This window comes from Microbacterium longlingense (assembly GCF_058349825.2).
In genome coordinates, this window is the sequence record NZ_JBYRJA020000007.1 from 35,515 (window position 1) to 60,698 (window position 25,184).

Annotated in this window: 24 protein-coding genes and 1 pseudogene; 10 read left to right on the forward strand and 15 right to left on the reverse strand. The window is 70.1% G+C overall.

Annotated features, from left to right (window positions below):
• Positions 1-30 precede the first annotated feature (30 nt).
• The 5 genes from AC3RXY_RS11240 to AC3RXY_RS11260 all read left to right on the forward strand — a co-directional run bounded on the left by AC3RXY_RS11240 (position 31) and on the right by AC3RXY_RS11260 (position 5,785).
• A complete protein-coding gene (locus AC3RXY_RS11240) occupies positions 31-867 on the forward strand; it encodes a MetQ/NlpA family ABC transporter substrate-binding protein (protein ID WP_491511014.1) in 837 nt (278 codons plus the stop codon).
• Between the two features lie 180 nt (positions 868-1,047).
• Positions 1,048-2,490 carry an argininosuccinate synthase gene (argG, locus tag AC3RXY_RS11245; RefSeq protein ID WP_491511015.1) on the forward strand — a complete coding sequence of 481 codons (1,443 nt, stop codon included), beginning with the start codon at positions 1,048-1,050 and terminating at the stop codon, positions 2,488-2,490.
• A gap of 254 nt (positions 2,491-2,744) precedes the next feature.
• Positions 2,745-3,752: a pyridoxal-phosphate dependent enzyme gene (locus AC3RXY_RS11250; protein ID WP_491511016.1), complete on the forward strand. Its 1,008-nt coding sequence runs from the start codon at positions 2,745-2,747 to the stop codon at positions 3,750-3,752.
• Positions 3,749-4,909, forward strand: a complete 1,161-nt coding sequence (locus AC3RXY_RS11255; RefSeq protein WP_491511017.1) for a cystathionine gamma-synthase — start codon at positions 3,749-3,751, stop codon at positions 4,907-4,909. Before AC3RXY_RS11250 ends, AC3RXY_RS11255 begins: the two co-directional genes overlap by 4 nt.
• Before the next feature lie 111 nt (positions 4,910-5,020).
• Complete coding sequence (locus AC3RXY_RS11260) at positions 5,021-5,785, forward strand: alpha/beta fold hydrolase (RefSeq protein ID WP_491511018.1); 765 nt, start codon at positions 5,021-5,023, stop codon at positions 5,783-5,785.
• Positions 5,786-5,823: 38 nt separating this feature from the next.
• Here the strand turns inward: AC3RXY_RS11260 and AC3RXY_RS11265 are convergent, their stop codons facing one another.
• The 8 genes from AC3RXY_RS11265 to AC3RXY_RS11300 form a co-directional block, all read right to left on the reverse strand.
• Complete coding sequence (locus AC3RXY_RS11265; RefSeq protein WP_491511019.1) at positions 5,824-6,756, reverse strand: type IV toxin-antitoxin system AbiEi family antitoxin domain-containing protein; 933 nt, start codon at positions 6,754-6,756, stop codon at positions 5,824-5,826.
• 180 nt (positions 6,757-6,936) lie between these two features.
• Complete coding sequence (gene mnhG, locus AC3RXY_RS11270; RefSeq protein ID WP_491511020.1) at positions 6,937-7,395, reverse strand: monovalent cation/H(+) antiporter subunit G; 459 nt, start codon at positions 7,393-7,395, stop codon at positions 6,937-6,939.
• Complete coding sequence (locus tag AC3RXY_RS11275; protein WP_491511021.1) at positions 7,392-7,661, reverse strand: MrpF/PhaF family protein; 270 nt, start codon at positions 7,659-7,661, stop codon at positions 7,392-7,394. Before AC3RXY_RS11275 ends, mnhG begins: the two co-directional genes overlap by 4 nt.
• Positions 7,658-8,254 carry a Na+/H+ antiporter subunit E gene (locus tag AC3RXY_RS11280; protein WP_491511022.1) on the reverse strand — a complete coding sequence of 199 codons (597 nt, stop codon included), beginning with the start codon at positions 8,252-8,254 and terminating at the stop codon, positions 7,658-7,660. Before AC3RXY_RS11280 ends, AC3RXY_RS11275 begins: the two co-directional genes overlap by 4 nt.
• Positions 8,251-9,798, reverse strand: a complete 1,548-nt coding sequence (locus tag AC3RXY_RS11285; RefSeq protein WP_491511023.1) for a Na+/H+ antiporter subunit D — start codon at positions 9,796-9,798, stop codon at positions 8,251-8,253. The genes AC3RXY_RS11280 and AC3RXY_RS11285 overlap by 4 nt, the downstream gene beginning before the upstream one ends.
• Positions 9,795-10,421: a Na(+)/H(+) antiporter subunit C gene (locus tag AC3RXY_RS11290; protein ID WP_491511024.1), complete on the reverse strand. Its 627-nt coding sequence runs from the start codon at positions 10,419-10,421 to the stop codon at positions 9,795-9,797. Before AC3RXY_RS11290 ends, AC3RXY_RS11285 begins: the two co-directional genes overlap by 4 nt.
• The gene (locus AC3RXY_RS11295; RefSeq protein ID WP_491511025.1) at positions 10,421-13,393 is read right to left on the reverse strand and encodes a Na+/H+ antiporter subunit A; all 2,973 of its coding nucleotides are present in this window, start codon (positions 13,391-13,393) and stop codon (positions 10,421-10,423) included. The genes AC3RXY_RS11290 and AC3RXY_RS11295 overlap by 1 nt, the downstream gene beginning before the upstream one ends.
• Before the next feature lie 86 nt (positions 13,394-13,479).
• The gene (locus AC3RXY_RS11300; protein ID WP_491511026.1) at positions 13,480-14,571 is read right to left on the reverse strand and encodes a LacI family DNA-binding transcriptional regulator; all 1,092 of its coding nucleotides are present in this window, start codon (positions 14,569-14,571) and stop codon (positions 13,480-13,482) included.
• A 77-nt stretch (positions 14,572-14,648) separates the two neighbouring features.
• Here AC3RXY_RS11300 and AC3RXY_RS11305 point away from each other — a divergent pair, with 77 nt between their 5' ends.
• Positions 14,649-15,887, forward strand: coding sequence for an MFS transporter (locus tag AC3RXY_RS11305; RefSeq protein WP_491511027.1), 1,239 nt, complete (start codon positions 14,649-14,651; stop codon positions 15,885-15,887).
• 29 nt (positions 15,888-15,916) lie between these two features.
• Entirely contained in the window at positions 15,917-16,612 is a 696-nt protein-coding gene (nucS, locus tag AC3RXY_RS11310) for an endonuclease NucS (RefSeq protein WP_491511028.1), read from the forward strand.
• Positions 16,613-16,623: 11 nt separating this feature from the next.
• Here the strand turns inward: nucS and AC3RXY_RS11315 are convergent, their stop codons facing one another.
• From AC3RXY_RS11315 to AC3RXY_RS11335, 5 genes and pseudogenes are all read right to left on the reverse strand, one after another.
• Positions 16,624-17,430: an ABC transporter ATP-binding protein gene (locus tag AC3RXY_RS11315; RefSeq protein WP_491511029.1), complete on the reverse strand. Its 807-nt coding sequence runs from the start codon at positions 17,428-17,430 to the stop codon at positions 16,624-16,626.
• Positions 17,431-17,485: 55 nt separating this feature from the next.
• Positions 17,486-18,451, reverse strand: a pseudogene (locus AC3RXY_RS11320) (FecCD family ABC transporter permease); the annotation flags it as partial.
• Complete coding sequence (locus AC3RXY_RS11325) at positions 18,448-19,587, reverse strand: ABC transporter substrate-binding protein (RefSeq protein WP_491511030.1); 1,140 nt, start codon at positions 19,585-19,587, stop codon at positions 18,448-18,450. The pseudogene AC3RXY_RS11320 and the gene AC3RXY_RS11325, both read right to left, overlap by 4 nt.
• Before the next feature lie 86 nt (positions 19,588-19,673).
• Positions 19,674-20,015 (reverse strand): cupin domain-containing protein, encoded by a 342-nt coding sequence (locus tag AC3RXY_RS11330; protein WP_491511031.1) that lies wholly within the window; start codon positions 20,013-20,015, stop codon positions 19,674-19,676.
• Between the two features lie 68 nt (positions 20,016-20,083).
• The gene (locus tag AC3RXY_RS11335; protein ID WP_491511032.1) at positions 20,084-21,295 is read right to left on the reverse strand and encodes an acyl-CoA dehydrogenase family protein; all 1,212 of its coding nucleotides are present in this window, start codon (positions 21,293-21,295) and stop codon (positions 20,084-20,086) included.
• 123 nt (positions 21,296-21,418) lie between these two features.
• Between AC3RXY_RS11335 and AC3RXY_RS11340 the strand changes: the two genes are divergently transcribed.
• Both AC3RXY_RS11340 and AC3RXY_RS11345 read left to right on the forward strand, forming a co-directional pair.
• The gene (locus tag AC3RXY_RS11340) at positions 21,419-22,108 is read left to right on the forward strand and encodes a Crp/Fnr family transcriptional regulator (RefSeq protein ID WP_491511033.1); all 690 of its coding nucleotides are present in this window, start codon (positions 21,419-21,421) and stop codon (positions 22,106-22,108) included.
• A gap of 107 nt (positions 22,109-22,215) precedes the next feature.
• The gene (locus AC3RXY_RS11345; protein ID WP_491511034.1) at positions 22,216-22,875 is read left to right on the forward strand and encodes an HAD hydrolase-like protein; all 660 of its coding nucleotides are present in this window, start codon (positions 22,216-22,218) and stop codon (positions 22,873-22,875) included.
• 67 nt (positions 22,876-22,942) lie between these two features.
• Here AC3RXY_RS11345 and AC3RXY_RS11350 read toward each other — a convergent pair whose 3' ends face one another.
• Complete coding sequence (locus tag AC3RXY_RS11350; RefSeq protein ID WP_491511035.1) at positions 22,943-23,149, reverse strand: cold-shock protein; 207 nt, start codon at positions 23,147-23,149, stop codon at positions 22,943-22,945.
• Between the two features lie 412 nt (positions 23,150-23,561).
• Here AC3RXY_RS11350 and AC3RXY_RS11355 point away from each other — a divergent pair, with 412 nt between their 5' ends.
• Positions 23,562-24,554: an intradiol ring-cleavage dioxygenase gene (locus AC3RXY_RS11355; protein ID WP_491511036.1), complete on the forward strand. Its 993-nt coding sequence runs from the start codon at positions 23,562-23,564 to the stop codon at positions 24,552-24,554.
• Between the two features lie 45 nt (positions 24,555-24,599).
• Here the strand turns inward: AC3RXY_RS11355 and AC3RXY_RS11360 are convergent, their stop codons facing one another.
• Positions 24,600-25,121 carry a lipocalin family protein gene (locus AC3RXY_RS11360; RefSeq protein ID WP_491511037.1) on the reverse strand — a complete coding sequence of 174 codons (522 nt, stop codon included), beginning with the start codon at positions 25,119-25,121 and terminating at the stop codon, positions 24,600-24,602.
• Positions 25,122-25,184 lie beyond the last annotated feature (63 nt).

The window sequence follows — 25,184 nt, forward strand, 5'->3', positions numbered from 1 at the left end:
ACAGCACAGCACCACCGAGAGGAACACCCCATGACCCGCGCCTCCCGCGCCGCCCTGCTCACCGCCACCGCGGCCATCGCAGCCCTCACCCTGACCGGCTGCACAAGCAGCGACGCCCCCGCCCCCGCCGCCAGCACCGAAGCGGGCGCAGAGACCCTGGGCACCATCAAGGTGGGCGCCCTGCAGACGCCGGCCGGCGACATCCTGAACCACATCGCCATCGCCGCTGCCGAAGAGGGGCTGACGGTCGAGTTCGTGCCGTTCACCGACTACAACACCCCGAACACAGCGCTCGCCGACGGGTCTATCGACGCGAACCTGTTCCAGAACACCACGTTCCTGGAGAACTTCAACGCCAATACCGGCAGCGACCTCATCAGCATCGGCGAGGTGTACCTGCCGAGCGCGGCGTTCTACTCGAACAAGATCACGAGCCTCGACGACCTCGCCGACGGCGCGAGCGTCGCCGTCCCGAACGACCCGACCAACGAGGGACGTGCGCTGAAGATGCTCGCCGCAGCCGGCATCATCGAGGTCGCCGACGACGTCGCCGACCTCAGCGGCATCACCAAGAACCCCAAGAACCTGCAGTTCAAGGAGATCGAGAACGCGACCCTGCCGCAGGCGCTTCCCGACGTGGACACCGCCTTCGTGACGATCGCTTTCGCCCTGCCTGCGGGACTCACCTCCGAGCAGGCCATCCTCATCGAGGGGGAGGACAGCGAGTACTACAACATCCTCGCCACGCGCCCCGACCTCGAGAACGACCCCCGCATCGTGGCGCTGTTCGAGCTGCTGACCGACGACGCGGCCGCCGGGTTCATGAACGACACCTGGGGCGGCCTGGTCGTGCCGGCCACGCGCTGACCCACCGCTCGGAAAGAGGGCGGGCGGGCATCGGCTCCGCCCGCCCTCCTTCCCTACTCAGGCACAATCCGCGCAGATGCCGCAGAACCGCCCGTTTCGGGCTGCACCGGCGGCTTCTGCCTGAGTAGGGAAAGCGCCGGGCGGCGGGGGCCGGCATCCGTTCTCACTAGACTGGAAATCATGTCGAAGGTCCTTCAGTCACTGCCCGTCGGCGAGCGCGTCGGCATCGCCTTCTCCGGGGGTCTGGACACCTCCGTCGCCGTCGCGTGGATGCGCGACAAGGGGGCGATCCCCTTCACCTACACCGGCGACCTCGGCCAGTACGACGAGGACGACATCGCGTCGATCCCGGGCCGAGCCCTGCAGTACGGCGCCGAGAAGTCGCGCCTCATCGACTGCAAGCCGCTCATGGTCGAGGAGGGACTGGTCGCCCTGGCGTGCGGCGCGTTCCACATCCGCAGCGGCGGACGCACCTACTTCAACACCACCCCGATCGGCCGGGCGGTCACCGGCACGCTGCTCGTGCGCGCGATGAAGGAGGACGGCGTCGACATCTGGGGCGACGGCTCCACCTACAAGGGCAACGACATCGAGCGCTTCTACCGCTACGGGCTGCTCGCCAACCCGGCCCTGCGCATCTACAAGCCGTGGCTCGACGCCGACTTCGTCACCGAGCTCGGCGGGCGCCAGGAGATGAGCGAGTGGCTCATCGCGCACGGCTTCCCCTACCGCGACAGCGCCGAGAAGGCCTACTCGACCGATGCGAACATCTGGGGCGCGACGCACGAGGCCAAGACTCTCGAGCACCTCGACGTCTCGCTCGAGGTCGTCGAGCCGATCATGGGCGTGCGGTTCTGGGACCCCTCGGTCGAGATCGCCACCGAGGACGTCACCGTCACGTTCGAGGCCGGACGGCCGGTCGCCATCAACGGCGTCGAGTTCTCCGACCCGGTCGCCCTCGTGCAGGAGGCCAACGCCATCGGCGGCCGCCACGGCCTCGGCATGAGCGACCAGATCGAGAACCGGATCATCGAGGCCAAGTCCCGCGGCATCTATGAGGCCCCCGGCATGGCGCTGCTGTTCATCGCCTACGAGCGCCTGGTCAACGGCATCCTCAACGAGGACACCCTGGCCACCTACCACGAGCAGGGCCGTCGCCTCGGACGCCTCATGTACGAGGGCCGCTGGCTCGAGCCGCAGTCGTTCATGCTGCGCGAGTCGATCCAGCGCTGGGTCGGGTCCGCGATCTCCGGCTCGGTGACCCTGCGCCTGCGTCGCGGCGAGGATTACACGATCCTCGACACCACGAGCCCCAACCTGTCGTATGCGGCGGAGAAGCTGTCGATGGAGCGCGTGGGGGACGCCGCTTTCGGCCCCACCGACCGGATCGGGCAGCTCACCATGCGCAACCTCGACATCGCCGACTCCCGTGCACGTCTCGAGCAGTACGCCGGCCTCGGCCTCATCGGCGGCGCGACGGCAGACCTCGTCGGCTCCCTCGAACAGGGCGATGCGACCGAGATCACCGAGCACGTCGAGCCCTACGATCGGGCGCGCGAAGAGCTCGCTGAGGCCGTCGACGCTGCGGGAGAGTCCGCGTCGTTCGACTTCGGCGCCGACTGACCGGAAGCACCCCCGCACCACGTCGCCGGGGTTCTGAGGCTCCAGGGGCCCAGAACCCCGGCGATGTCGCGTCTCCGGCCCGCGCGGCGCGGCCCGGAACATGACGTAACACGATGCGGGTGTTGCGACGATCCGTCGTAACCTGCTGACATGATCCTGACGTGTTGTTGTCGCTGAGCGTCTGAGCGCTTCTTCCGTCGACCCAACCCGCTGGCGCCCCTCCGCGGCGTCTCTCCCGTCAGGACACTCTCACCATGCGCTATGCGCTGCACGTCGCCGACCTCGTCGGCAAGACCCCGCTGGTCCGGCTCGGTCCGGTCGCCCGCGACGTCCCCGCCACGGTGCTCGTCAAGCTGGAGTACTTCAATCCCGGCGGATCGGCGAAGGACCGCATCGCGGCGTCCATCGTCGACGCCGCGGAGCGCGAGGGTCGCCTCCGCCCCGGCGGCACGATCGTGGAGGCCACCAGCGGAAACACCGGCGTGGGTCTCGCCCTGGTCGCCATCCAGCGCGGCTACCGGATGGTCTTCGTCGTGCCGGACAAGTTCGACGGCCCCAAGGTCGCCACCCTGCGCGCCCTCGGCGCAGAGGTCGTCATCACGCCGACCGCCGTGGAACCGGACGATCCGCGCTCGTATTATGAGGTCGCCGCGCGCCTCACCCGGGAGATCCCCGGTGCGTTCAACCCGAACCAGTTCGCGAACCAGAACGGTCCCCGCGCGCACCACGCCACCACCGGACCAGAGATCTGGGCGGATACCGACGGACGCGTGACCCACTTCGTCGCCGGCATCGGCACCGGCGGCACGATCAGCGGAACCGGACGATTCCTCAAGGAGCGCAGCGGCGGACGCGTGCAGGTGATCGGGGCGGACCCTGCGGGGTCGATCTATTCCGGCGGTCCGATCCATCCCTACCTCGTGGAGGGTGTCGGGGAGGACTTCCTCCCCGAGACGTTCGACCAGACGATCGTCGATGCGTATGAGCGCATCGACGACGCAGAGGCTTTCGCGATCACGCGCCGCCTCGCGCGGGAGGAGGGTCTGCTCGTTGGCGGATCGAGCGGCATGGCCGTCGCCGCCGCGCTGCGCCGCGCCGCGCACGCGACGGAGGACGACGTGTTCGTCGTCCTCCTGCCAGACCACGGGCGCGGATACCTCGACAAGATCCACGACGACACCTGGATGTCTGAGCACGGCTTCGACATCCAGACACCGACCGCAGACAGCACCCCCTCGGGCCGAAAGGACGCACCCGCATGAGCACTCTTCCCTCTCTCTCCGGCATCTCCAGCCTCGCGATCCACGCGGGCCAGGCGGCGGATGCCGAGACCGGCGCCGTCATCCCGCCCATCCACCTGTCGACGACGTTCGCGCAGGACGGCATCGGCAATCTCCGCGCCGGCTACGAGTACGGCCGCAGCGGAAACCCGACCCGCACCGCCCTGCAGGATCAGCTGGCCGCGCTCGAGGGCGGCGCCCACGCGTTCTCCTTCTCCTCCGGCCTGGCCGCCGAAGACGCGCTGCTGCGCGCGGTGCTCCGCCCCGGCGACGACGTCCTGCTCGGCAACGACGTGTACGGCGGCACCTTCCGCCTCATCTCCCGTGTGCTCGGCGCGTGGGGAGTGCGTGTGCGCCTCGTCGACATGAGCGATCTGGCCGCCGTGCGCGCGGAGGTCGACGCCGCAGCGCCGCGCATCCTGTGGGTCGAGACCCCGTCGAACCCGCTGCTTCGGGTGAGCGATATCCGCGAGCTCGCCGCCATCGGTCACGCCGCCGGTGCGCTGGTGGTGGTGGACAACACCTTCGCCACCCCGGCCCTGCAACGCCCGCTCTCCCTCGGCGCCGATGTCGTGGTGCACTCGACCACGAAGTACCTCGGGGGTCACTCTGATGTCGTGGGCGGCGCGGTCGTGCTCGACGACGACGCGCTGGCCGAGGAGATCGGCTTTCTGCAGTATGCCGTCGGCGCGGTGTCCTCCCCCTTCGACGCGTGGCTCACCAGCCGCGGCATCAAGACGCTCCCGGTGCGGATGCAGCGCCACGGTGAGAACGCGCAGGCTGTCGCGGAGTTCCTGGCGGCACAGCCGGGGGTCGCGCAGGTCTACTACCCTGGGCTCCCCACGCACCCGGGTCACGAGCTCGCGGCGTCGCAGATGTCCGGCTTCGGCGGCATCGTCTCCGTCGCGCTCGAGAGCGGCGAGGCCGCACGACGATTCGCGGAGTCGACGCGGGTCTTCCAGCTCGCCGAATCGCTGGGCGGCGTGGAGTCGCTGGTGAACTACCCCGACGCGATGACGCACGCCTCCGTGCGGGGAACGGACGCGGCCGTCCCTGTCGAGGTGGTACGACTGTCCGTCGGCCTGGAAGACGTGGACGACCTGCTCGCCGACCTTGCCCAGGCCCTCGAACGGGTCTGATCGACCCCCTCCGGCGTCGGTCGCCGACGACCGGGGCGCGCCCCTCGTCCGCGGCGGCGAGAATGTCCGGGAGAATTGAGTCATACGTGACCGTTCGACGGAGGGAAGACGATGGCAACCGTGCTCGGGCACCCAGAGGCGCGGGTGGACGCGTTCGAGTACCGTGGGGCGACGCTCATCCGCGAGCAGTTCGGCACGGGGCCGCGGGCCTACGTGCTGATCCACGGGATCGGGATGGGCCGGAGCGTCTTCATCGATCTCGTCGCGCACCTGCCGGGGCGCGTGATCGCCGTCGACCTGCCGGGCTTCGGTGAGGCCCCGGAGCCGGAGCGCACGCTCACGATGGAGCGGCACGCGGATCTGGTCGCCGCGGCGCTGCGCACCGACGGAGTGTCTGACGCCGTCGTGATCGGGCATTCGATGGGGAGTCAGGTCGCGGTCGAGATCGCGGCACGGCACCCCGATCTGGTGGCCGGTCTGGTGCTCGCAGCGCCGACCGTCGACGACCACGCGCGTAAGCCGCTGAGCCAGCTCGCCCGGCTCGCCCTCGACCTCATCGGCGAGAGCCCGCGCGTGATGATCCGCGGCGGACGGGAGTACCTGCGCAGCGGACCGCACCTGATCCGGAAGATCCGCGCGACGATCGTGCACCGCCCCGAGGAGGCGCTCGCCCGGGTGCAGTGCCCGGTTCTCGTGCTGCGCGGGGAACACGACCCGGTCTCCCCCGTGACGTGGTGCGACGAGGCGATCGCGCGGCTCCCGCGCGGAGCGGATCAGGGCGTGCTCACGGAGATCCCCGGCCACGGGCACGGCACGCTCATCGGTGACGCTGCTCCGGCCGCCGAGCGGATCCGCGCCTTCGCCCAGACGCTCTGACTGGCTGACCGGCTGACCGGCTGACCGTCGACCCGGGCTCAGGCAATACGCCGCGCAGCCGGCACCGGACGCCGGAAGGCCGGCTTCCGGCGCCCTGCTGCCTGAGTTGGGGACGGCTGTCCGCCGATCCGGTCGCCCAGCGCGGCGACGACGGCGGCGATATCGGCGCGCACGGCGTCGCCGCGGGCGAAGATGTCCTCGGCGATCGGCCGGATCGTCACATACCCCCGTCGTGCGGCGGCGATGTCACGAGCCCTGTCGGTCTTCTGCTTGGGCCACCCCTCGTGGAACTCGCGGCTGTCGCACTCGATGATCAGCCACCCTTCCACGAGGAAGTCCACCCGGCCGACGTCGGGAATGACGACCTGCGTCTCGTAGCGCAGCCCGAGCGAGCGCAGCAGAAGGCGGACGAAGGTCTCCGGGCCGGACTCCGCCGAACCGTCGACGAGGGGGATCAACACCCGGCATCGCCGCGGAGTGGCACGGAGGGCGGCGTGCAGCTCGGTCACCGTCATGAGCCGGTGGAACAGCACACTGTCGAGGGTCGCGATCGCGGCTCGCGGGGGTTGGCACGCGGCCGCCCGCCGCACCGCGTCTGCGAGGGAGACCGCGTGCGCGGGGCCGTGCGTGTCGCTTTCGTCACCCCAGTGCATGATGAGGCCATCACTCGCCCGATCGCGGAACCGTGACATGCTCCGCGGCATGTGCACGTGCACCGCGGTCGGGTCGATCACGAAGACCCCCAGCAGGCTCAGCAGCGACGTGCACGTGAGCTTGCCGCCCGCGCGCACCGCCACGGCGACCGCGGGGTCGATGGCCGGCCCCGCGTACCAGCCGCGTCGCAACCGGATGAGGCGCCCGGTGGCGACGGCACGGCGGATTCGCGCTTTCGTGAGACCGCTCCCGACCAGCTCTGCGGTTGGGAAGGCCTGCGGTCGGTAGACCAGGGACGCTCTGTCGTGCGCGCTCATGCCGCAAGGATCGTCGACCGCGACCCGGCGAGAGCACCCGCCGCCGGCAGCCGTGGACGCCTCCTCAGGCCGCGCTTGTGTGGACAACCGTCTGGCACACACCGAACTCAGGCAGAAACAGCCCCGGCATGCCGGAAACGGCGGATCCGGGGGCGGACGCGGGGGAATGCCTGAGTTGGGTCAGCCGCCGGCGCCCGGCGGCGTCTCGCGCGCCGAGGCGAGCTCGTCGACGACGAGCGAGCCGTGCTCGATACGTCCGTTGCGGTAGGCCTGCCGGCCCACCATATGCGCAGAGAGCGGAGCGGTGGCCAGCTGCATGAGCGCGACCGGCAGCACCATCACCACGCCGAGCAGGATGCCGACCACCGACCGCTGCGACAGGGCGATGGCGGCGAGGATCAGCAGCACGCCGAGCACCTGCGGCTTGGTCGCCGCGTGCAGTCGGGTGGGCACATCGCGGAAGCGGAGCAGGCCGATCGCCGCGGTGAGGCACAGCAGCGCCCCCGCCAGGATCAGCAGCAGCACGACGACCTCGACGATCGGCCCCGGCACCTCGATGTGGAACAGGTTCAGCACCGGCAGGTCGGCCCCGGCAGGGTCGGCCGTCACGGCATCGCTGAAGACGGGGAAGGCGTTCATGAGCTCGGGGTGTCCCTCCGTGCGACGAAGCGCGCGACCGAGATCGAGCCGAAGACCCCGACCGCGGCGACGATGAGCAGCACCGGCAGCGTGCGCGTGTGCTGATTGATCGCCATCTCCGCCCCCAGCACGCACATGACCTCGGTGAGCAGCACATCGGAGGCGACGGCGCGGTCGAGGATGGAGGGCCCGCGCACGATCCGCACCACGGTCAGGATCGCGGCGATCGCGAACACGGCGAAGATCACGCCCAGGAGGATGTTCATCGCCCACCTCCTTCCACGGCGGTCGCGCGCTGGGCCCGCTCGTCGGCCCGCAGCGCGCGGAACTGCTGCGGCGATCCGACCGCACGAACGATGCGACGCTCCCACCGCAGGATGCCGGCGCGCTGCTTCTCGACGTCGTCCATGTTCTTCACGCCGATCACGTGCAGGTAGAGGATGCGCCGGTCGCGGTCGGCTTCGAGCACCACGGACCCGGGGATCAGCGATGCGGTGACCGCGACGTGGGTCATCACGAGGTCGTCGGCGTAGCGCAGCGGGACGGCGATGATGGCGGTGCCGGCGTTCTGCCCGAACCGCAGCACCTGCCACGCCACCGACACGGCGCCCCAGACCACGGCGCCGAGGAACTGCACGGCGAACACGCCGATGGAGAAGAGGTTGAGCCGCCCGGACAGCTCGATGGTCGGCAGGCGGAAGACCCGCGTCACGAAGAACGCCACCAGGATGCCGGTCACCACCGAGAGCACGGTGAACTGCTGCCACAGCAGCATCCACAGCAGCGTCAGCCACAGCAGGAACGGCAGCTGGTGCCGGAAATCGGTGGCGAAGGCCCGCCAGCTCTCCTGCGGGCTCATGAGCCGTCCTCCTCGACCTGCACGAGGGTCACGGGTTCGAGGAGCCCCTGGCCGATCCGGTCGCACAGGGCGTAGATGGGCCCGGCGAAGATGGTCAGCACCAGGGTGACCCCGACCATGCCGGCGGTGGTGAAGGTCATCACGCGCGGGATGCGACGGCTCTCCTGCTGCTCATCGTCGGAGCCGGCCCGCGAGAGACGCGTGATGGTCTCCGATGCGTCGTCGTCCTCGCGCCAGAACGCCAGGTTCCACGCGCGCATGAGCGCATAGAGGGTGAGCAGCGAGGTGACGATGCCGCCGCCGATCAGCACGAGCATGATCGGGGTGCCGACCTCCGCGGCGGCGGCGAACAGCGCGAACTTGCCGATGAAGCCCGAGAACGGCGGGATCCCTCCCAGGTTGAACGCCGGAAGGAGGTAGAGCACCGCCAGCACCGGGGCGGCAGCCATCAGCCCCTTGATCTGGAACAGCGACGTGCTTCCGGCACGGCGTTCGATGAGCCCCACCGCGAGGAACAGCGTGGTCTGCACGACGATGTGGTGCACGATGTAGTACACCGTCGCCCCCATCGCCGCCGGGGTGGCGATGGCGAGGCCGAAGATCATGTAGCCGACATGGCTGACCAGCGTGAACGACAGGATCCTCTTCAGCTCGGCTTGCGCGACGGCGCCGAGCACGCCGACCACGAGCGTGGCGAGCGCGATGATCAGCAGGAGCATGTCGATGCTGTTGTCGGGGAACAGCTGCGTCTCGGTGCGGATCAGCGCGTAGACGCCGACTTTGGTCAGCAGGCCCGCGAAGACGGCGGTGACCGGCGCGGGGGCGGTCGGGTAGGAGTCTGGCAGCCAGAACGACACCGGGAAGATCGCGGCCTTGATGCCGAACGCGATCACCAGCATCAGGTGCAGGACGAGCTGGACCTCCTGCGGCAGCTCTCCCATCCGCTCGCCGATCTGCGCCATGTTGACGGTGCCGAGGGCGCCGTAGATCAGGGCGATCGCGGCGAGGAAGATGATCGACGACACGAGAGAGACGACGATGTAGACCACGCCGGTGCGGATGCGCGACTCTGTGCTGCCGAGCGTGATGAGCACATAGGACGCGACGAGCAGGATCTCGAAGCCCACATAGAGGTTGAACAGGTCTCCCGCGATGAAGGCGTTGAAGATGCCGGCGGCGAGGATCAGGTACGAGGGGTTGAAGATCGAGATCGGCGTGTCGTCGAGGCCGTCTGCGGCGCCCTGTCCGATCGAGTACAGGAGCACCGCCACCAGCACGATGCTCGAGACGAGCACGAGCAGCGCGGCGAACCGGTCGACGTAGAGCAGGATGCCGAAGGGCATCGGCCAACCGCCGACGGACACCGCGAGCGGCGTGCTGCCGTCGACCACCACGAGGAGCACGGTCGCGATCACGGCGACCAGCACGAGGGTGATGATCGACACCGCGGCCTGCAGCTTGGCGCGGCGGCCGAAGATGAGCGAGACCGCCGCGCCCAGCAGCGGCAGGGTGACGATCAGCGGCACGAGGGAGGCGTAGGTCATCTGCGCTCCCCCTCTCCGTCGGTGTCTGTGTCATCGGACGCGGGGGCCGCCCCCGGCCCCGATGGTTCGGTGTCGGCGGCGCGCGCCCGGTCGCCCGCGAGCCATTCCCGCGCGGCGGCCGTGGGCAGGTTCATGGGCGCGTCGTCGATGATGCCGAGGATGTCCTGCCCGTGCAGCACGCGGATCGGCAGGGTCTCCTCGACGAAGTCGGTGGTGGCGTCGTCGTCGGACTCGTCGCCGGAGTCCTCCATCGTCTCGTCCTCTTCGTCGGTGCGCTCGCGCAGGGCGATGTCGGCGTCGTCGTCCTCGACGGTGTCGGCGTCTCCGAGCTGCCAGGAGCGGTAGATGAGGGCGAGGAGGAACGCCGAGACGGCGAAGGTGATGACGATCGCGGTGAGGGTGAGCGCCTGGGGCAGCGGATCGGTCATGGCCTGCTCGTCTGCGTCGCCGAAGAACGGCGCGATCCCCGGCACGCCCATCACGATCATCAGCAGCAGATTCGTGGCGTTGCCGAGCAGCAGGAAGCCGATCAGCACGCGCGTGAGGCTGCGCTCCATGATCGCGTAGACGCCCGCCGCGAACAGCACGGCCATCACGATGACGAGGGTGAGCGAGATGTCCATCAGACGTTGACCCCCGATCGCTGGGCCGGGGTCATGCGGCGGCGGTCGTTGGCCAGCTGACGGTCGACCTCGGCGCCGAGGCTGCGGAGGACATCGAGCACCAGGCCGATGACGACCAGATAGACACCGATGTCGAAGATCGTCGAGCTGACGAACTCGATGTGCCCGAGACCCCAGACCTCCGCCTCCCAGACCGTGCTGGTGAGCGGGGCCTGCCCGAACAGCAATGGCACGACGGCTGTGCCCACCGCGAGCACCATGCCGACGCCGAGGAGGCGCCCGGCATCGGCGGGCGCTGCGGCGCCGAGCTCCCACCGCCCGCCGGCGATGTAGCGCATGACCAGTGCCATCCCGGCGACCAGGCCCCCGGCGAACCCGCCGCCGGGGAGGTTGTGCCCGGCGAAGAGCAGATAGATCGAGACGACGATCACGGTGTGGAACAGGATGCGGACGATCACCTCGAGCAGGATCGAGCGTTCGGCCTGGTCCATCCGCTGCCCGCCGACGAGCCACGCCCGCGGGGCGCTGCTGTTCTCGGCGGTCTGGAAGCGCACGCCGTCGTCGGTCTCGACGAGCGGACGCAGCCGGCCGCGGCGCCGCTTGGCGGCGGGCAGCGAACGCGCGCTGGAGAGCATATCGGCGCGATGCGTCACGAACACCAGCGACGCCACGCCCGTCGCCGCGAGCACGAGCACGGACAGCTCGCCCATGGTGTCCCAGCCGCGCAGGTCGACGAGGGCGACGTTGACGACGTTCTTGCCGTGGCCGAGGGTGTAGGCGAGGTCGGGGAAGGCCAGCGAGATGGGCTCGGCCACCCTGGCCTGGGTCGCCACGATCGCGACGACGGCCATCGTCGCCCCGACGGCGATCGCGAGGAAGGCACGCGGCAGACGCCCGACGGACGCGTTGTGCTGACCGAGCCGCGATGGCAGGCGCCGCAGCACGAGCGCGAAGGTCACCAGCGTGACGGTCTCGATGAGGATCTGCGTGAGCGCGAGGTCGGGAGCACCGCTCGTGGCGAACAGCGTGACCATGCCCAGTCCCGTCACCGAGACGAGCACGACACCGGTGTAGCGCTTGCGCGAGAGCACGGCGAGAATGCCGGCGACGATCATGATGGGACCGGCGGCGATCTGCGCAGGGGTGTGCCAGAGCGAAAGCTCCAGGCGCTGCTGGGGCGTGCCGAGCAGCGCGGTGAGCTCTGCGGCGACCAGCACGAGGAAGATCGTTCCGACGTACACCGGGAGCGAGCCGCGCTGGGTCACCGACGTCACCAGCACCGAGATCCGGTCGACGCCGCGCATCAGCAGCGAGTACACGTCGGAGGCGGTGAACGGCAGCAGACGTGGCTTGAGGTCCCAGCCGCTGCGGCGGGTCAGCAGGAACAGGCCGATGCCGAGCAGGATCGCCCCGATGGAGATGAACAGCGCCGGCTCGAAGCCGTGCCACAGCGCAAGGTGCCCCGTCTCGCCCGGCTCACCGCTGAGGCCGATCGGCGCGACGGTTGCGGCGTAGCCCTGCAGCGCGGTGTCGACCAGGGGCGCGGCAAGGCCCAGGCCGAGCGAGAGCGCGCCGAGCACGATGGGGGCGCCGAGGAAGCCCACCGGCGGATCCGGCCACTCGGTGTCCGGCAGGATCTGGCCGTTGCCGTCGCGCTTGCGCCAGAACGCGCCCCACAGGAACCGCGATCCGTATGCGGCGGTGAGGACGGCTCCGAGGATCACGCCGATGAGCGAGACCAGGCCCCACACCGAGCCCTCTGCGGCAGCCTCCAGGAGCGCGCCGAGCGTGGCCTCCTTCGCCACGAATCCCAGGGTGGGCGCGACGCCCATCATCGAACCCACCGCGATGAACGATGCCACGGCCATCGACGGCGCCTGACGCCCGACACCGGAGAGCTCGGTGATGTCACGCGTGGAGAGCTGACGGTCGATGACACCGACCACGAGGAACAGGGCTGCTTTGAAGAGCGCGTGCGAGATGACCAGCGCGAGTCCGGCGAGCGCCGCCGCGGGGGTGCCGATGCCGAGCACGACGACGAAGAAGCCGAGCTGGCTGACCGTGCCGAACGCGAGGATGCGCTTGAGGTCGGTCTCCCGGAGAGCCTGGAAGCCGCCGAGCAGCATCGTGAAGATCCCGAGCGGGATGACCACCGGATGCCAGGTCGCCGAGAGGGCGAACACCGGAGCCAGACGGGCAATGAGGTAGATCCCGGCCTTGACCATGGCCGCGGCGTGCAGGTACGCGCTCACCGGGGTGGGCGCTGCCATCGCGCCCGGCAGCCAGAAGTGGAACGGGAAGATCGCCGACTTGCTCAGCGCGCCCACGAGGATCATCACCAGCGCGGCGTCGACGATGGGCCCGGTGGGCGCAGCGGCGAGGATGCCGGAGATGCTCGTGGTGCCGGTGTCGACGCACAGCAGAACGACGCCGACGAACATCACCAGGCCGCCGAGCGTCGTCACGATCAGGGCCTGCAGTGCGGCGCGCCGGCTGGACTGGCGCGCGTGGTAGTGCCCGATCAGGAGGTACGACAGCGCGCTGGTGGTCTCCCAGAACATCACCAGGAGCACGAAGTCGTCGGTGAGGACGAGGCCGTACATCGCACCGGCGAAGGCGAGGAGGACGGGGGCGAAGACCATGAGCCCGTGGGCGTGGCCGCGGAAATACCAGCGGCAGTACAGCAGCACGAGCGCCCCGACGCCGGTGACGATGAGCGTCATCACCCAGCTGAGCGTGTCCATCCGCATCGAAAGGTTGACGCCGAGCTGCGGGATCCACGCCACCGACTCGTACGGGACAGCGGCGGGGTCGGCCCCCGCGGCGAGGACCTTCGGCGTCAGCACCAGGGCGTGAACGAATGCCGCCAGCGGAATGAGCGCGGCGACCGTGAAGGCGCGCTCCCCGATCCACCGGATCAGGAGCGGCAGAAGCAGGGCTCCCAGAGCGAACACAAGGAGGAGCGTCAGCATGTGGGCTCCTTCAGCTCGTCGGCCGCGTTACGGGCGCAGGCGGGCGGTTCAGAACCATTTTATGGGGTCAATGTGACCGGATGGTTTCAGTGACGGAGATTTTCCGGTGCGGAGGCGGTCGTCGACCCCGCCCGGAAGGCGCATTCCAGGCGCACCGTCGACGGCGCCTCGCCGCGCAGCATCCGTGCCACGGCCTCCCCCGCCGCGCGCCCCTTCTCCACCGCCGGCTGCACAGCCGTGGTCAGCTCACGACCGCCCAATCCGTCCACGGCGATCCCGTCGAAACCGGCGACGCTGAGCTCATCGGGAACCCGGATGCCGAGCTCCTCCGCGGCGCGGACGACACCGGCCGCCAGCAGATCGCTCTGGGCGAGGATCGCGCTCGGGCGCGTCGCGGGGTCTGCGAGCATCGCACGCCCGGCGAGAGCGCCCTCGTCGATCGAGCTGTTCTCGGAGATGTAGACCGGCGCGTCGGGAAACACCGCGCGGACCCCGGCGAGCCGTTCGCGGGTCACAGCGAGCCGGATCCGGTCGAGTTGCTCCGCGGCTGCCCAGCCGCGGGTGCCGTCGCGCCCCCGCGGCAGGGACAGCACAGCGACCCGCTCGTGCCCGAGGGCCTGGAGGTGCTCGGCGATGCGCGCGGAGGCCGCGCGGTCGTCAAGCTCGATCCGCGATATTCCCTCACAGGCATATGCCTCGACAGAGACCACGGGCAGCCCGCGCTCCTGCGCCTGGCGCACGAGCTCTGGACTGCTGCCCGCCAGCAGCACCACCGCGTCGACCGGGGCGGTGGCCAGCGTGGGGCCGTCACCGACCGCATCGCAGCGCAGCAGCAGCACCCCGGATCCGATCGACGCGAGAGCGTCGGTGATCCCGTCCATCGTGGCGATGTTGACCGGGTCGAGGAAGGCCCGCCGCAGCGGCCCCTCCATGATCACGGCGATGATGCCGCTGCTCCCCCGTCGCAGCGACGCTGCTCGCGGGTCTGGTCCGGTGTAGCCCAGCTCTGCGGCGGCGTCGAGTACCCGGCGGCGGGTGTCCTCGGACACCTTCGCCTTGCCGCTGAACACGACAGAGGCCGTCGACGCCGCGACGCCCGCGCGCCGGGCGACATCGGAGATGGTGGCGCGCGCCGGCTTGCGCTGGCGCGCCCCTGGCTCTGCGGCGCTGCGGCTCATGCTTCGAGGATAGCTCTCCCTCCATTGCCGTCTTTCGCGTGTTTCCTGACATCGAAACGATTCGGTAAGCTCTTCCGGTGAACACCGCACTGACCCACTCGCAGTACATCCGCTGGCGCACCGCGGTCTTCGCGATCTTCCTGCTCAGCGGGATGTCGGTGGCGACGTGGGCATCGCGCATCCCCGACATCCGCTCGGCGCTCGACATCGATCGGTCCCAGGTCGGCCTGCTGCTGCTCGGCTGCGGTGTCGCTGCCATCGTGGGACTCTCCGCCGGACCAGCCATGCTGGCGCGCTTCGGCGCCCGGCGCAGCATGCTCGTCGCGATCCTGACCTTCGGCACCGGCATCCTGCTGCTGGGCCTGGGCACCAACGTGATCGGCTCGATGGCGGTCGTGCTCATCGCCCTGCTGCTGTTCGGACTCGGCAACGGCGCCGTCGACGTGATGATGAACGTCGAGGCGGCCGCGATCGAGCAGCACGCGGGGAAGACGATCCTGCCGCTGTTCCACGCCTTCTTCAGCCTGGGAACGGTGCTCGGCGCGTCGCTCGGCGCCCTTGCCGCACGCTTCGGCATCGACGTCGCCGGCCACACCCTCGTGATCGCGGCCCTCATCTATGTGGTCGGCATCACCAGCATCGCCAACGTGCCCCGCCGCGCCGAGACCCTCGACGAGGCCGCGGAACAGGACGGCCCCGGCTGGCGCGACCGCCTCGGCGTCGCGCTGTCGGCATGGCGTGAGCCGCGCACCTACGCGCTCGGCATCGTGATGCTCGGGATGTCTTTCGCCGAGGGCGGCGCCAACGACTGGCTCGCGCTCGCCACCGCAGAAGACCACGGCGGCGGTCCGGCGGTCGGCGCGAGCGTGCTGGTGGTGTTCTCCATCGCGATGACGCTCGTGCGAGTGTTCGGCGGTCCGCTCGTGGACCGGTTCGGCCGCGTCGCGGTGCTGCGCGTGCTCGCCGTCGCCGCGACCGGCGGCATCCTGCTGTTCATCCTCGCCCCGTCCCTGCCGTTCGTCTTCCTCGGCGCCGCGCTGTGGGGCATCGGCGCGTCGCTCGGCTTCCCGCTCGGCATGTCGGCCGCCTCGGACGACCCGGCTCGCGCCGCGGCCCGCGTGAGCGCGGCGGCCACGATCGGCTACGTGGCCCTTCTCGCCGGCCCCCCGGTGCTCGGGGTCATCAGCGACCACATCGGCCTGCTCAACACGCTCTACATCCTCGTCGTGCTCGTGGCGCTCTCCGGCCTCGCCTCCGGGGCCGCCCGGCCGCTGCGCGACGACGAGAAGGAGCATCCGTCGGCCGAGCGCGCGTGACGGCCGCGGCGGGGGATTAGGCTCGACGGGTGCGCCTCGTCATCGCCCGCTGCTGCGTGGACTACACCGGCCGTCTCAACGCCCATCTGCCGATGGCCACGCGCCTGCTCGTGCACAAGGGCGACGGCAGCCTGCTGGTGCACTCCGACGGCGGCAGCTACAAGCCGCTCAACTGGATGAGCCCGCCGTGCCGGCTCGACGCCGAGACGCCCCGCGAGGATGAGACGGAGGCCGGCGTCACCGAGGTGTGGCGCGTGGTGCACCAGAAGACCGGCGACGCCCTGCGGGTGCAGATCTTCGAGATCCTGCACGACAGCAACCACGATCTGGGAATCGATCCCGGTCTGCAGAAGGACGGCGTCGAAGCCGACCTGCAGCGTCTCCTCGCCGAACAGGTCGACCTCATCGCGGACGGCGCGACGCTGGTGCGCCGCGAGTACCCGACCGCGATCGGGCCTGTCGACCTCCTGGTCCGCGATGCCGACGGGGTCGCCATCGCCGTCGAGGTCAAGCGGCGCGGCGACATCGACGGCGTCGAGCAGCTCACCCGCTACCTCGAGCTGCTCGGCCGCGACCCGCGTCTGGCCCCCGTGCAGGGAGTGTTCGCCGCGCAGGAGATCAAGCCGCAGGCGCGCGTGCTCGCCACCGATCGCGGAATCCGCTGCCTCGTGCTCGACTACGCCGCGATGAAGGGCATCGACTCGGGAGTGCCCACGCTGTTCTGACCCCGCCGCGATCACCGTCCCGGCCGGTCGACGATCGAGATCGGCAGCACCGCGCGATGCTGCTCTGCATCCACCTCGACGGAGGCGATCTCCACCCGCACCCCGAACGATGCGGCCAGCCGCTCCGGCGTGACCACATCGCGGGCCGCGCCGAAGACGGGACGGGCACCCGGTGCCAGCAGCAACGCGGCGTCCGCGACCCGCAGCGCATGGGTGGGGTAATGGGTGTTCATCACGATCGCCAGCCCCTCCTCCCGGACCAGTCGTTCCAGGAGGTCGAGCACGACCAGCTGGTTGCGGAAGTCCAGACCGGTCTCCGGCTCGTCCAGCACCAGCACCCGCGGCTCGCCCACGAGGGCGCGCGCGATCAGCACCATCTGGAACTGGCCGCCGCTCATCTGACCGCACGGCACATCACGCAGGTGCGCGATGTCGATGCGCTCCATCACCGCCGAAGCCCGGTCGGCATCCGCAGCGGACGGCTGCGCGAACGTGCCCATCCGCGACGCACGGCCGATCGTCACCATGTCCAGGCCGGTGATCTCCAGCGACGCGGCGTTGCGCGCCTGCGGCACGAAGGCGAACGTCTGCCACCGCGTGCGGTCGCTCATCGCGGCGATGTCGACACCGTCGAAGGTCGTGCGTCCCGCCCGCCAGCGCAGCAGCCCCAGCATGCACCGCAGCATCGTCGTCTTGCCCACCCCGTTGGGGCCGAGCACCGCCAGCAGCCGCCCCGCGGGCAGCTCGAACGAGAGGTCGTCGACCACCGCCGCCCGCCGCCCGTACCCGAAGGTGGCCTTCTCCACACGCAGCGTCATGCGGCAGAACCTCCGGTCCGGCGCAGCAGGACGATGAAAATCGGCCACCGACGAACGCGGTGATCACCGAGATCGGGATCTCCGATGCGGTCAGCGTCCGGGCGATGACGTCGATCACGACGAGGAAGATCGCCCCCAATCCGATGCTCATCGGGATGACGACACGGTTGTTGCTGCCGACGAGCATCCGTGCGATGTGCGGAACCAGCAGGCCGACCCAGCCGACCTGACCGCACATCGACACGGCGGACGCCGTGATCAGCGTGGCCGCGATGATAACAGCGATCCGGATCACCCGCACGTTCGAGCCCGTCGCCCGCGCCTCGTCCTCCCCCAGGGCGAGGATGTTCAGGCGCCACCGCAGCGCGAAGATGACCCCCACGCCGATCAGGATCGTCGGCGCGCCCCGGGCGATGGTTCCCATGTCGGCGGCCGCCAGCGAGCCCATCAGCCAATACGTGATCTGCGGCAGCTTGTCGTTCGGGTCTGCGACGAGCTTGAGCAGCGACAGCACAGCGCTGGCGATCGCCGACACCACGACACCGGCGAGCACGAGCATGACGATGCTGCTGCGGCCGCGGTGCCGCGAGATGGCCAGGGTGAGCCCCACCGCCGCGATGCCGAAGACGAGGGACAGCCCCTGCACGGCGATCAGCGGAAGGCTCCAGAGCATCGCGATGACCGCCCCCACCGACGCCCCGGACGTGACCCCGAGGGTGTCCGGGGTCGCGAGGGGGTTGGAGAACAGGCTCTGGAAGGCCGCGCCCGCCGTGGCGAGCCCCGCACCAACGACCACCGCCAACAGCGTGCGGGGCACGCGGAGGCCGAAGACCACCGCGTCCAGGCGAGGCGGGATCGGCTCCCCGCCCACGCGCGACGCGAGCGCCGCCGCCACCTCGTCGATGCCGAGCGGGTAGCGTCCGAGCAGGAGCGAGGCGACGAAGACGCCGCAGAGGAGCGCGAGGAGCGCCCCCACGGCTGTGCCGCGGAGACGCCCCTCGGTGACCAGGAGAGATCTCATCCAGCGAACGAGTTCGCGAAGATCCCGTCCAGCTGCGCATCGCTGAGCTCGTAGCCGTACGCGAGCCGGTAGTAGTCGCGCGTCATCGTCTTCAGCTCGTCAGCGGCATAGAGACCGGGGTAGATGGCTGCGCCGATCCAGTTGGCGATCAGGGGCGCATCCGGGTTCGGGGTGAACCAGCTCCACATGCCGAGCTGCGTCGAGTACACGTCGCCCCGCTGCACCGCACCCAGCGCGCTGAGGTCGAGGCCCTCTGCCTGCCCGGCGATGAGCTGCTCCGGCGTGAGCTGCGCCTGCCCGGCGCCGCCGATGAGGACGACATCCGGGTCCCAGGTGAGCACCTGCTCCGCGCCCACGGGGCTCAGCCCCTGCTCCGCGCCGACCGCGGCGTTGTCTGCGTTGGCGGTGGCGAGCCAGAACGAGCCGAAGAACGGCGCCTCACCGGCGACCATCAGCGTGGGCGCGGCATAGCGGAACACGATCATCGCGTTCTTGCGGTCGGCGTCGGCGATCGAGGCGTTCTTCGTCCGCGCCGAGGCGACCAGATCCTCGCCGTAGGCGATGAGCTCGTCCATCTTGCCGTCTTCGTCGAAGACATCCTCGAGCAGCCGCAGCCAGTCGGCGTAGACCGTGGCAGGATCGCCGCTGGTGACGAAGCCCACCGCCGGGATGCCCGCCGCCGCGAACTGCGCCGCGTGCTCGGTGTTGCTCGCGTTGTAGAGCACGACATCCGGCTCCAGGGTGAGCAGGGTCTCGACGTTGAGCTCGCCGTTGTCGAAGTAGCTGGTGTCGACGTCGAGGATCTCGGGAGCGATGTCGGCGGCCACGGTGTTCTCCAGGGCGCTGACCACGCCACCGGACATGCCGACCAGGTGCGGGGCCTCGCCACCGAAGTAGGCGAGGTAAGTGGAGGCGATGGGGATCTCGTCGACAGCCACGCGGGTGATGCTCGCCGGGATCGTGACCTCCTCGCCGGTGTGGTCGATGATCACGCGGGTGCCGGTGTCCGCGGCGCTGTCCGCTGTCGTGTCCGCCGTTGCCGCCGGGGTCTCCGGCGTCGTGTTCGCCGCGCATCCGCCCAGCAGCAGGGCGCTGGCCGCGACGAGGGCGACCAGCGGGAGGGCTCTGATTCTCATGTGATGTTTCGGTCTTTCTCTGGGATGAGTGCACCCGGTCCGGTGCACACGGGGTTCTGTCGATGCGGGGCCCGCGCGACGCGGACTCAGCCGATGAGCGTGAGCTGCAGGCGAGACGGCTCGTGCGCCGTCACCTCGTGGGGGACGTCACGGTCGGCGTAGATGGTCGCGCCGCGCGGCAGATCGACGTCGATGCCGTCGATCGTGAAGGTGACGTGGCCGTCGAGCACCGTAATGACCACCGGCGCCGGAGCCACGTGCGATGGCAGCACCGCTCCGGCGTCGAAGGCGAGGTGCCGCACGCGGAATCCCTCCCCGTCGTACGTCCGGTGAGGGCTCACGGCGCCGGGCGTGACGGGGTGCCGGTCCGCGAGCTCGCCGAGCCCCCCGGTGATGAGCGCATAGGCGACGGGGGCAGGATCTGGCATGGTGCTGTTCCTCTTCTCGATGGATCCCGGGCGCGACGGTCGCGACGGGAGCGGATGGGGGCCGGGTGTCAGCGCAGCGCGTACCGGGCGATCGCGGCCGGTCCGGCCAGGTCGAAACCGGTGGACGCGGACAGCGCAGGGTGGCGGAGTGCCACGTGGGCGTCGCGCCAGTACATCCCGATCGCGTGCCCCTCGAAAGCGGTGCTCGAACCGCTGATCAACGACAGCGCGTGCGTGGCGTCCGCGGCCTCCTGCACGGCCGCCGACAGGTGCGTTCTGGCCGCGGCCATCACCGGGGGCGTCACCGCCTCCGCTCTGGCGCACGCGTCGAGCAGGTCTGCGGCGTGCAGCAGGGTGCGCTCAGCGCCCTCCAGCCGGTGGACGGCGCGCACGAACGTCGCCGGAGCACTCGACGGCGGCGGGTCAGCGGGCGTCGCGAACGGCAGCGGCGGGCGGGCGGGCGGGTCGGTCAGCCGCCGCGCCACCGCGGCCGCGAGGGCCGATGCCGCCCCGATGCCGCACGCCGCCAGCCCGAAGCTGGTGCGCAGCGGCTTGGGCACCCGCAGCGCCAGCGTGTCGCCGCGGCCGTCGCGCTCGAGCTCTGATCCGGTCATCAGCTGCCCGCGGACCACCTCGACGTCATCCGCGACGAGGGTATGGCTGGCGGTGCCGCGCATCCCGATCGCATTCCACGTCTCCGCCACCGTGAAGCAGCTCATCGGCAGCACCAGGAAGACCCGGCCGAGATCGTCGTGCTGCGCGTCGACCGTGCACCATGTCGCGTGCGACGCATTCGACGCGTTGGGCCACCGACCGGAGAGCAGCAGGCGCGTGCCATCGACACGGACCCGCGCGTCGAGCCCGCCGTACACGCCGCAGAACAGGATGCTCGGATCGTCGTCGGCGCTCGGATCCGCCGCCCACGGCGACCGGGGCACGCACTGCGCCGTGGCCGCATGCGAGTTCGACACCACCCCGTTCCACGCGGCAGCGGGGTGATAGGGCGCGAGAGCCAGCGCCATCCGCACCACCGCGACCACGCCACCGCCGAACCCTCCCACGCGCCGGTCGGCGGTGAGGCGGAAGCAGCCGAGCCCGCTGAGCAGCGCCACGACCCGGTCCGAGACGACGCCGGCGCGGTCTGCGGGCAGTGCGTCGGCGCGGAGCTCGTCGGCGTGCGCGTGGATGCCGGCGACCACATCGTCCAGCCAGCGCTCGCCGAGCGCGGCGGAGACCCCGATCTGCGGCGCGGCGGCCGGGATCGCGCGTGCCTGGTTCATGGTGACGGGTGCTCTTTCCATCCGATGCCGACAAAGTTAGGCCAGGCTTACCTGACACGTAATAGTCTGTGTCACGCGTGCGGCTGTGTCGGTTGCCGTGGCAACAAGGACGGAGATTCGCGGATGTCGATCACGATGCTCCCGCTCGTATCGCCGAGCCGGGACTCCCGGCCGGGATGGCGCGACGGGGAGCTGTTCCACGGCCTCGACGAACACGACTTCTCGTGCGTGCGCTCGTGCCTGGGCGCACAGGTGCTCACCCTCGGCCGCGGCAGCCGGGTGCTCTCCAGCGCCGAGAGCGACGGCCGCATCGGCGTGCTGCTGGCCGGCGTCGCCCTGGACAACACCGAGACCATCGAGGGAGCCAGCTCGATCACCGACGTCATCGCCGCGGGGGGCCTGTTCGGCGACGGCTGGGACTCCGAGCACAGCGCATCGCGCGTGGTGGTGGCGGCGACGGAGGTCCGGGTCGTGTTCCTCCACTCCGAGCGGCTGGTCGGCGGATACTCGCGATGCGCCGTGCGCCCGCGCGTGGTCGACAACTTCCTGCGTGCAGTCCTCGCCAAGAACACCCGGCTGCGCGAGCACCTCGAGCTCGTCTCGCAGCGCTCCCTGCGGGAGCGCGTGCTGGCGTATCTGCGATCGCACGAGGGGGCGTCGGCGGGCGCGGTGTTCGAGATCCCGCTCTCGCGCGCGCAGCTGGCGGAGTACCTGCACGCTGATCGCGCGGCCCTCTCGCGCGAGCTCTCCCGGATGAGCGCAGAGGGCATCCTGGTGTTCCACCGCAACCGCTTCCGCCTCGCCCCTGCCTAACTCAGGCAGAGTCTGCGCACGGCGCCCGAAAGCCGCGCGGGAAAGCGTTCGCGCGGGTTTTTGCCTGAGTTGGGGATAGCGGCGCGGGGCGCGCCTAGGCTGAGGAGATGTCCGCCTACACCTGCGTCCTCTGGGATGTCGACGGCACGATCGCCGACGCATCCGCCGGCATCCTCCCCCGCCTCGCCGAGGTTCTGGAGTCCTTCGGAGTGCCGCGGCCCCCTGTCGAGGAGCTCACCCACTGGATCGGGCCCCCGCTCGGAGAGTCGTTCCGCGATCGCGCCGGCCTCGGCCCGGAGGGGGCCGTCGAGGCGGTGCGCCGCTATCGGGCGCTCTCCTCGCGCTCGGACTACGCCGAATCCGTCCGGCTGTATCCCGGCGTTCCCGAGCTGATCCGCGAACTGCACGCCCGGGGCGTCCCGCAGGCGACCGCGAGCTCCAAGCCGCGCGACCAGGTGCAGGCCATCCTGGACCACTTCGACCTCACCCGCTACTTCACCGTCGTGGAGGGAGCGTCATCGGATCCCGACGTACTGGACACGAAGAGCACCGTGCTGGGCCGTGCGCTCTCCCGGCTGGAGGCAGAGGGAATCGACCTGTCCCGGCCGGTGCTGATCGGAGACCGCCATCACGACGTCGAGGGCGGGGCGGAGTACGGCGTTCCGGTGATCTTCGCCGCGTGGGGCTTCGGCGAGCCCGCCGAAGCGAAGGGAACGGTCGCCACCGTGACCGACACCGCCGAGCTGCGCAGCCTGCTCCTCGGCTGACCGACGCGGGCATGCCGCCCGAAAAGCATGAAGCCCCGGCGCTGGCCGGGGCTTCATTGTTGGTGGCTCAAAGAGGACGAATGTTCTCCGCCTGCAACCCCTTGGGACCCTGAGCGACGTCGAACTCGACGCGCTGGTTCTCCTCGAGGCTGCGGTAGCCGTTGGACTGGATGGCGGAGTAGTGCGCGAAGACGTCTGCACCACCCTCATCGGGGGAGATGAAGCCGAAGCCCTTCTCCGCGTTGAACCACTTGACGATGCCCTGGGTGCTCATGAATTGCCGTTCTTCTGGGGGGATTTCATCGATGATGAACGCATCGATGGTGCCCACGCTAACCGAATGAGTCCCCGGATCACGCATTCTCGTGCCGCGAAGGGGCAAAAGTTGCATGAATGTTCTTTCGCGAGCCCCCTGGCGAACGGAAAAACACCGCAGCCTCCGACGCGGGGGGCACGGCGGAGGCTGCGATGGACGGGATGCGTCGGAAACAGGTTACATCCTTGTCCCCCACATGGGGGACAAAACGCGCACCAAGATCCGCAAACTTCCAACCCGCAGAACATAGACAACCCATAGGTCACCCATAGTCTTTGCGGGGCGTCCTCGGCGTGACCGCTCAGACCGACCGTCGAAACTCGGGTTATCCCATCCGCCGAGCGCCGCTCGCAGAGACACGGAGGACCCCATGCCCGCCGGATTCCCCGACCCCGTCCACACACCCAGCGGCCCCGCGTACGAGGGCCGCCTGCTCGACCGCCCAGACGAGGAGGTCGTCGACCAGGGGGTCGGCTTCGATCTGCGCACCCTCCTGAACCGGCGGTCGATGCTGGGACTCTTCGGCATCGGAGCGGGGACCGTGGCCCTCGCCGCATGCGCACCGGCCGTGACCGCTGCCCCCGCGGCGAGCCCCTCCTCCTCCGCAACGCCGTCGTCGAGCGTGAGCCCGTCCGCGGCTCCCGCAGCGACCGCGGAGCTGCCCGCCGGAGAGATCCCGGACGAGACGGCAGGCCCCTACCCCGGGGACGGATCCAACGGGCCGGACGTCCTCGAGGAATCCGGCATCGTCCGCGCCGACATCCGTTCCAGCATCGGGCAGAATGCCCCCGTCGCGGGCATCGCGCTGACCTTCGCGCTGTCGCTCACCGACATGTCGGGCGGAGACCGTCCGTACCAGGGGGTCGCCGTGTACGCCTGGCACTGCGACGCCGCGGGGCGCTACTCGATGTACTCGAGCGGCGTGGAAGGAGAGACCTGGCTCCGCGGCGTGCAGATCGCCGATGCCGACGGCCGGGTGAGCTTCACCTCCATCGTGCCCGGCTGCTACACAGGCCGCTGGCCGCACATCCACTTCGAGGTCTATCCCGACCTGGCAGCGACGTCGGACGCCGCCAACGCGATCGCCACGTCGCAGCTCGCCCTACCCGAATATATGCTCGGCGACGTATATTCCGACCCCGCCTATGCCGGATCGGCCCAGAACCTCGCCGGCGTCACTCTCGACAGCGACAACGTCTTCGGCGAGGACGGCGGCGTGCTGCAGCTCGCGACCGTCACCGGCGACGCATCGTCGGGATTCACCGCGACGCTCGCGGTGCGGATCGACCCGACGACCGAGCCGGCCGGGGGCGGGATGCCGGGCGGGAACGGGCCGAACGGCGGCGACGCACCGGGGCGCTGACCCCGCCGTGAGCCGGGCCGGGCGAGATCGATCCGCGCGCCCGGCTCACTCGGCGTCGTCGGCCAGATCCGCGTCCGTCACGACGTTCCCGGTCTGGTGGGGGCGGATCCAGGGATCCGTGTCGTAGCCCTGCCGACGCGCCTCGGCGAGGTACTCCGCCTCGATATCCTCCGGCACCCGGTAATCGCGGGCCAGGAGCCACAGGAACTTGTGGTCCGGCGTGCCGACGAGCGCGTAGCGGTAGTCCTCATCGATTCGCAGCACCCAGTAGTCGGCGCGCGTGCCTGGCACCCAGCGCAGCACCGCCGGGAGGAAGCTCACCCGGAGCCGGCCGGCGTGGTCCTCGTCCGGCACCGCCTGGCCCAGCGCCTGCACGGGCTTGCCGTCCTCGTCGATGCACCGGTTGTCGACGGTCACCGTGCCGTCATCCCGCAGCGAGTACTCCGCGGTGACGTCGCGCGCGCCGTCGTCTTCGAATCGCATGGGCAGCCGTCCGATCTCGAACCACCGCCCCAGATACCGCTTCAGATCCAGATCGTCCACCGAGGTCACGTCGTCATCCGTCATACCCCGATCCTCCGTCAGGTCCGGCGCCGGCGGAACCCCCGCGGCGACACGCTCAGAAGACGT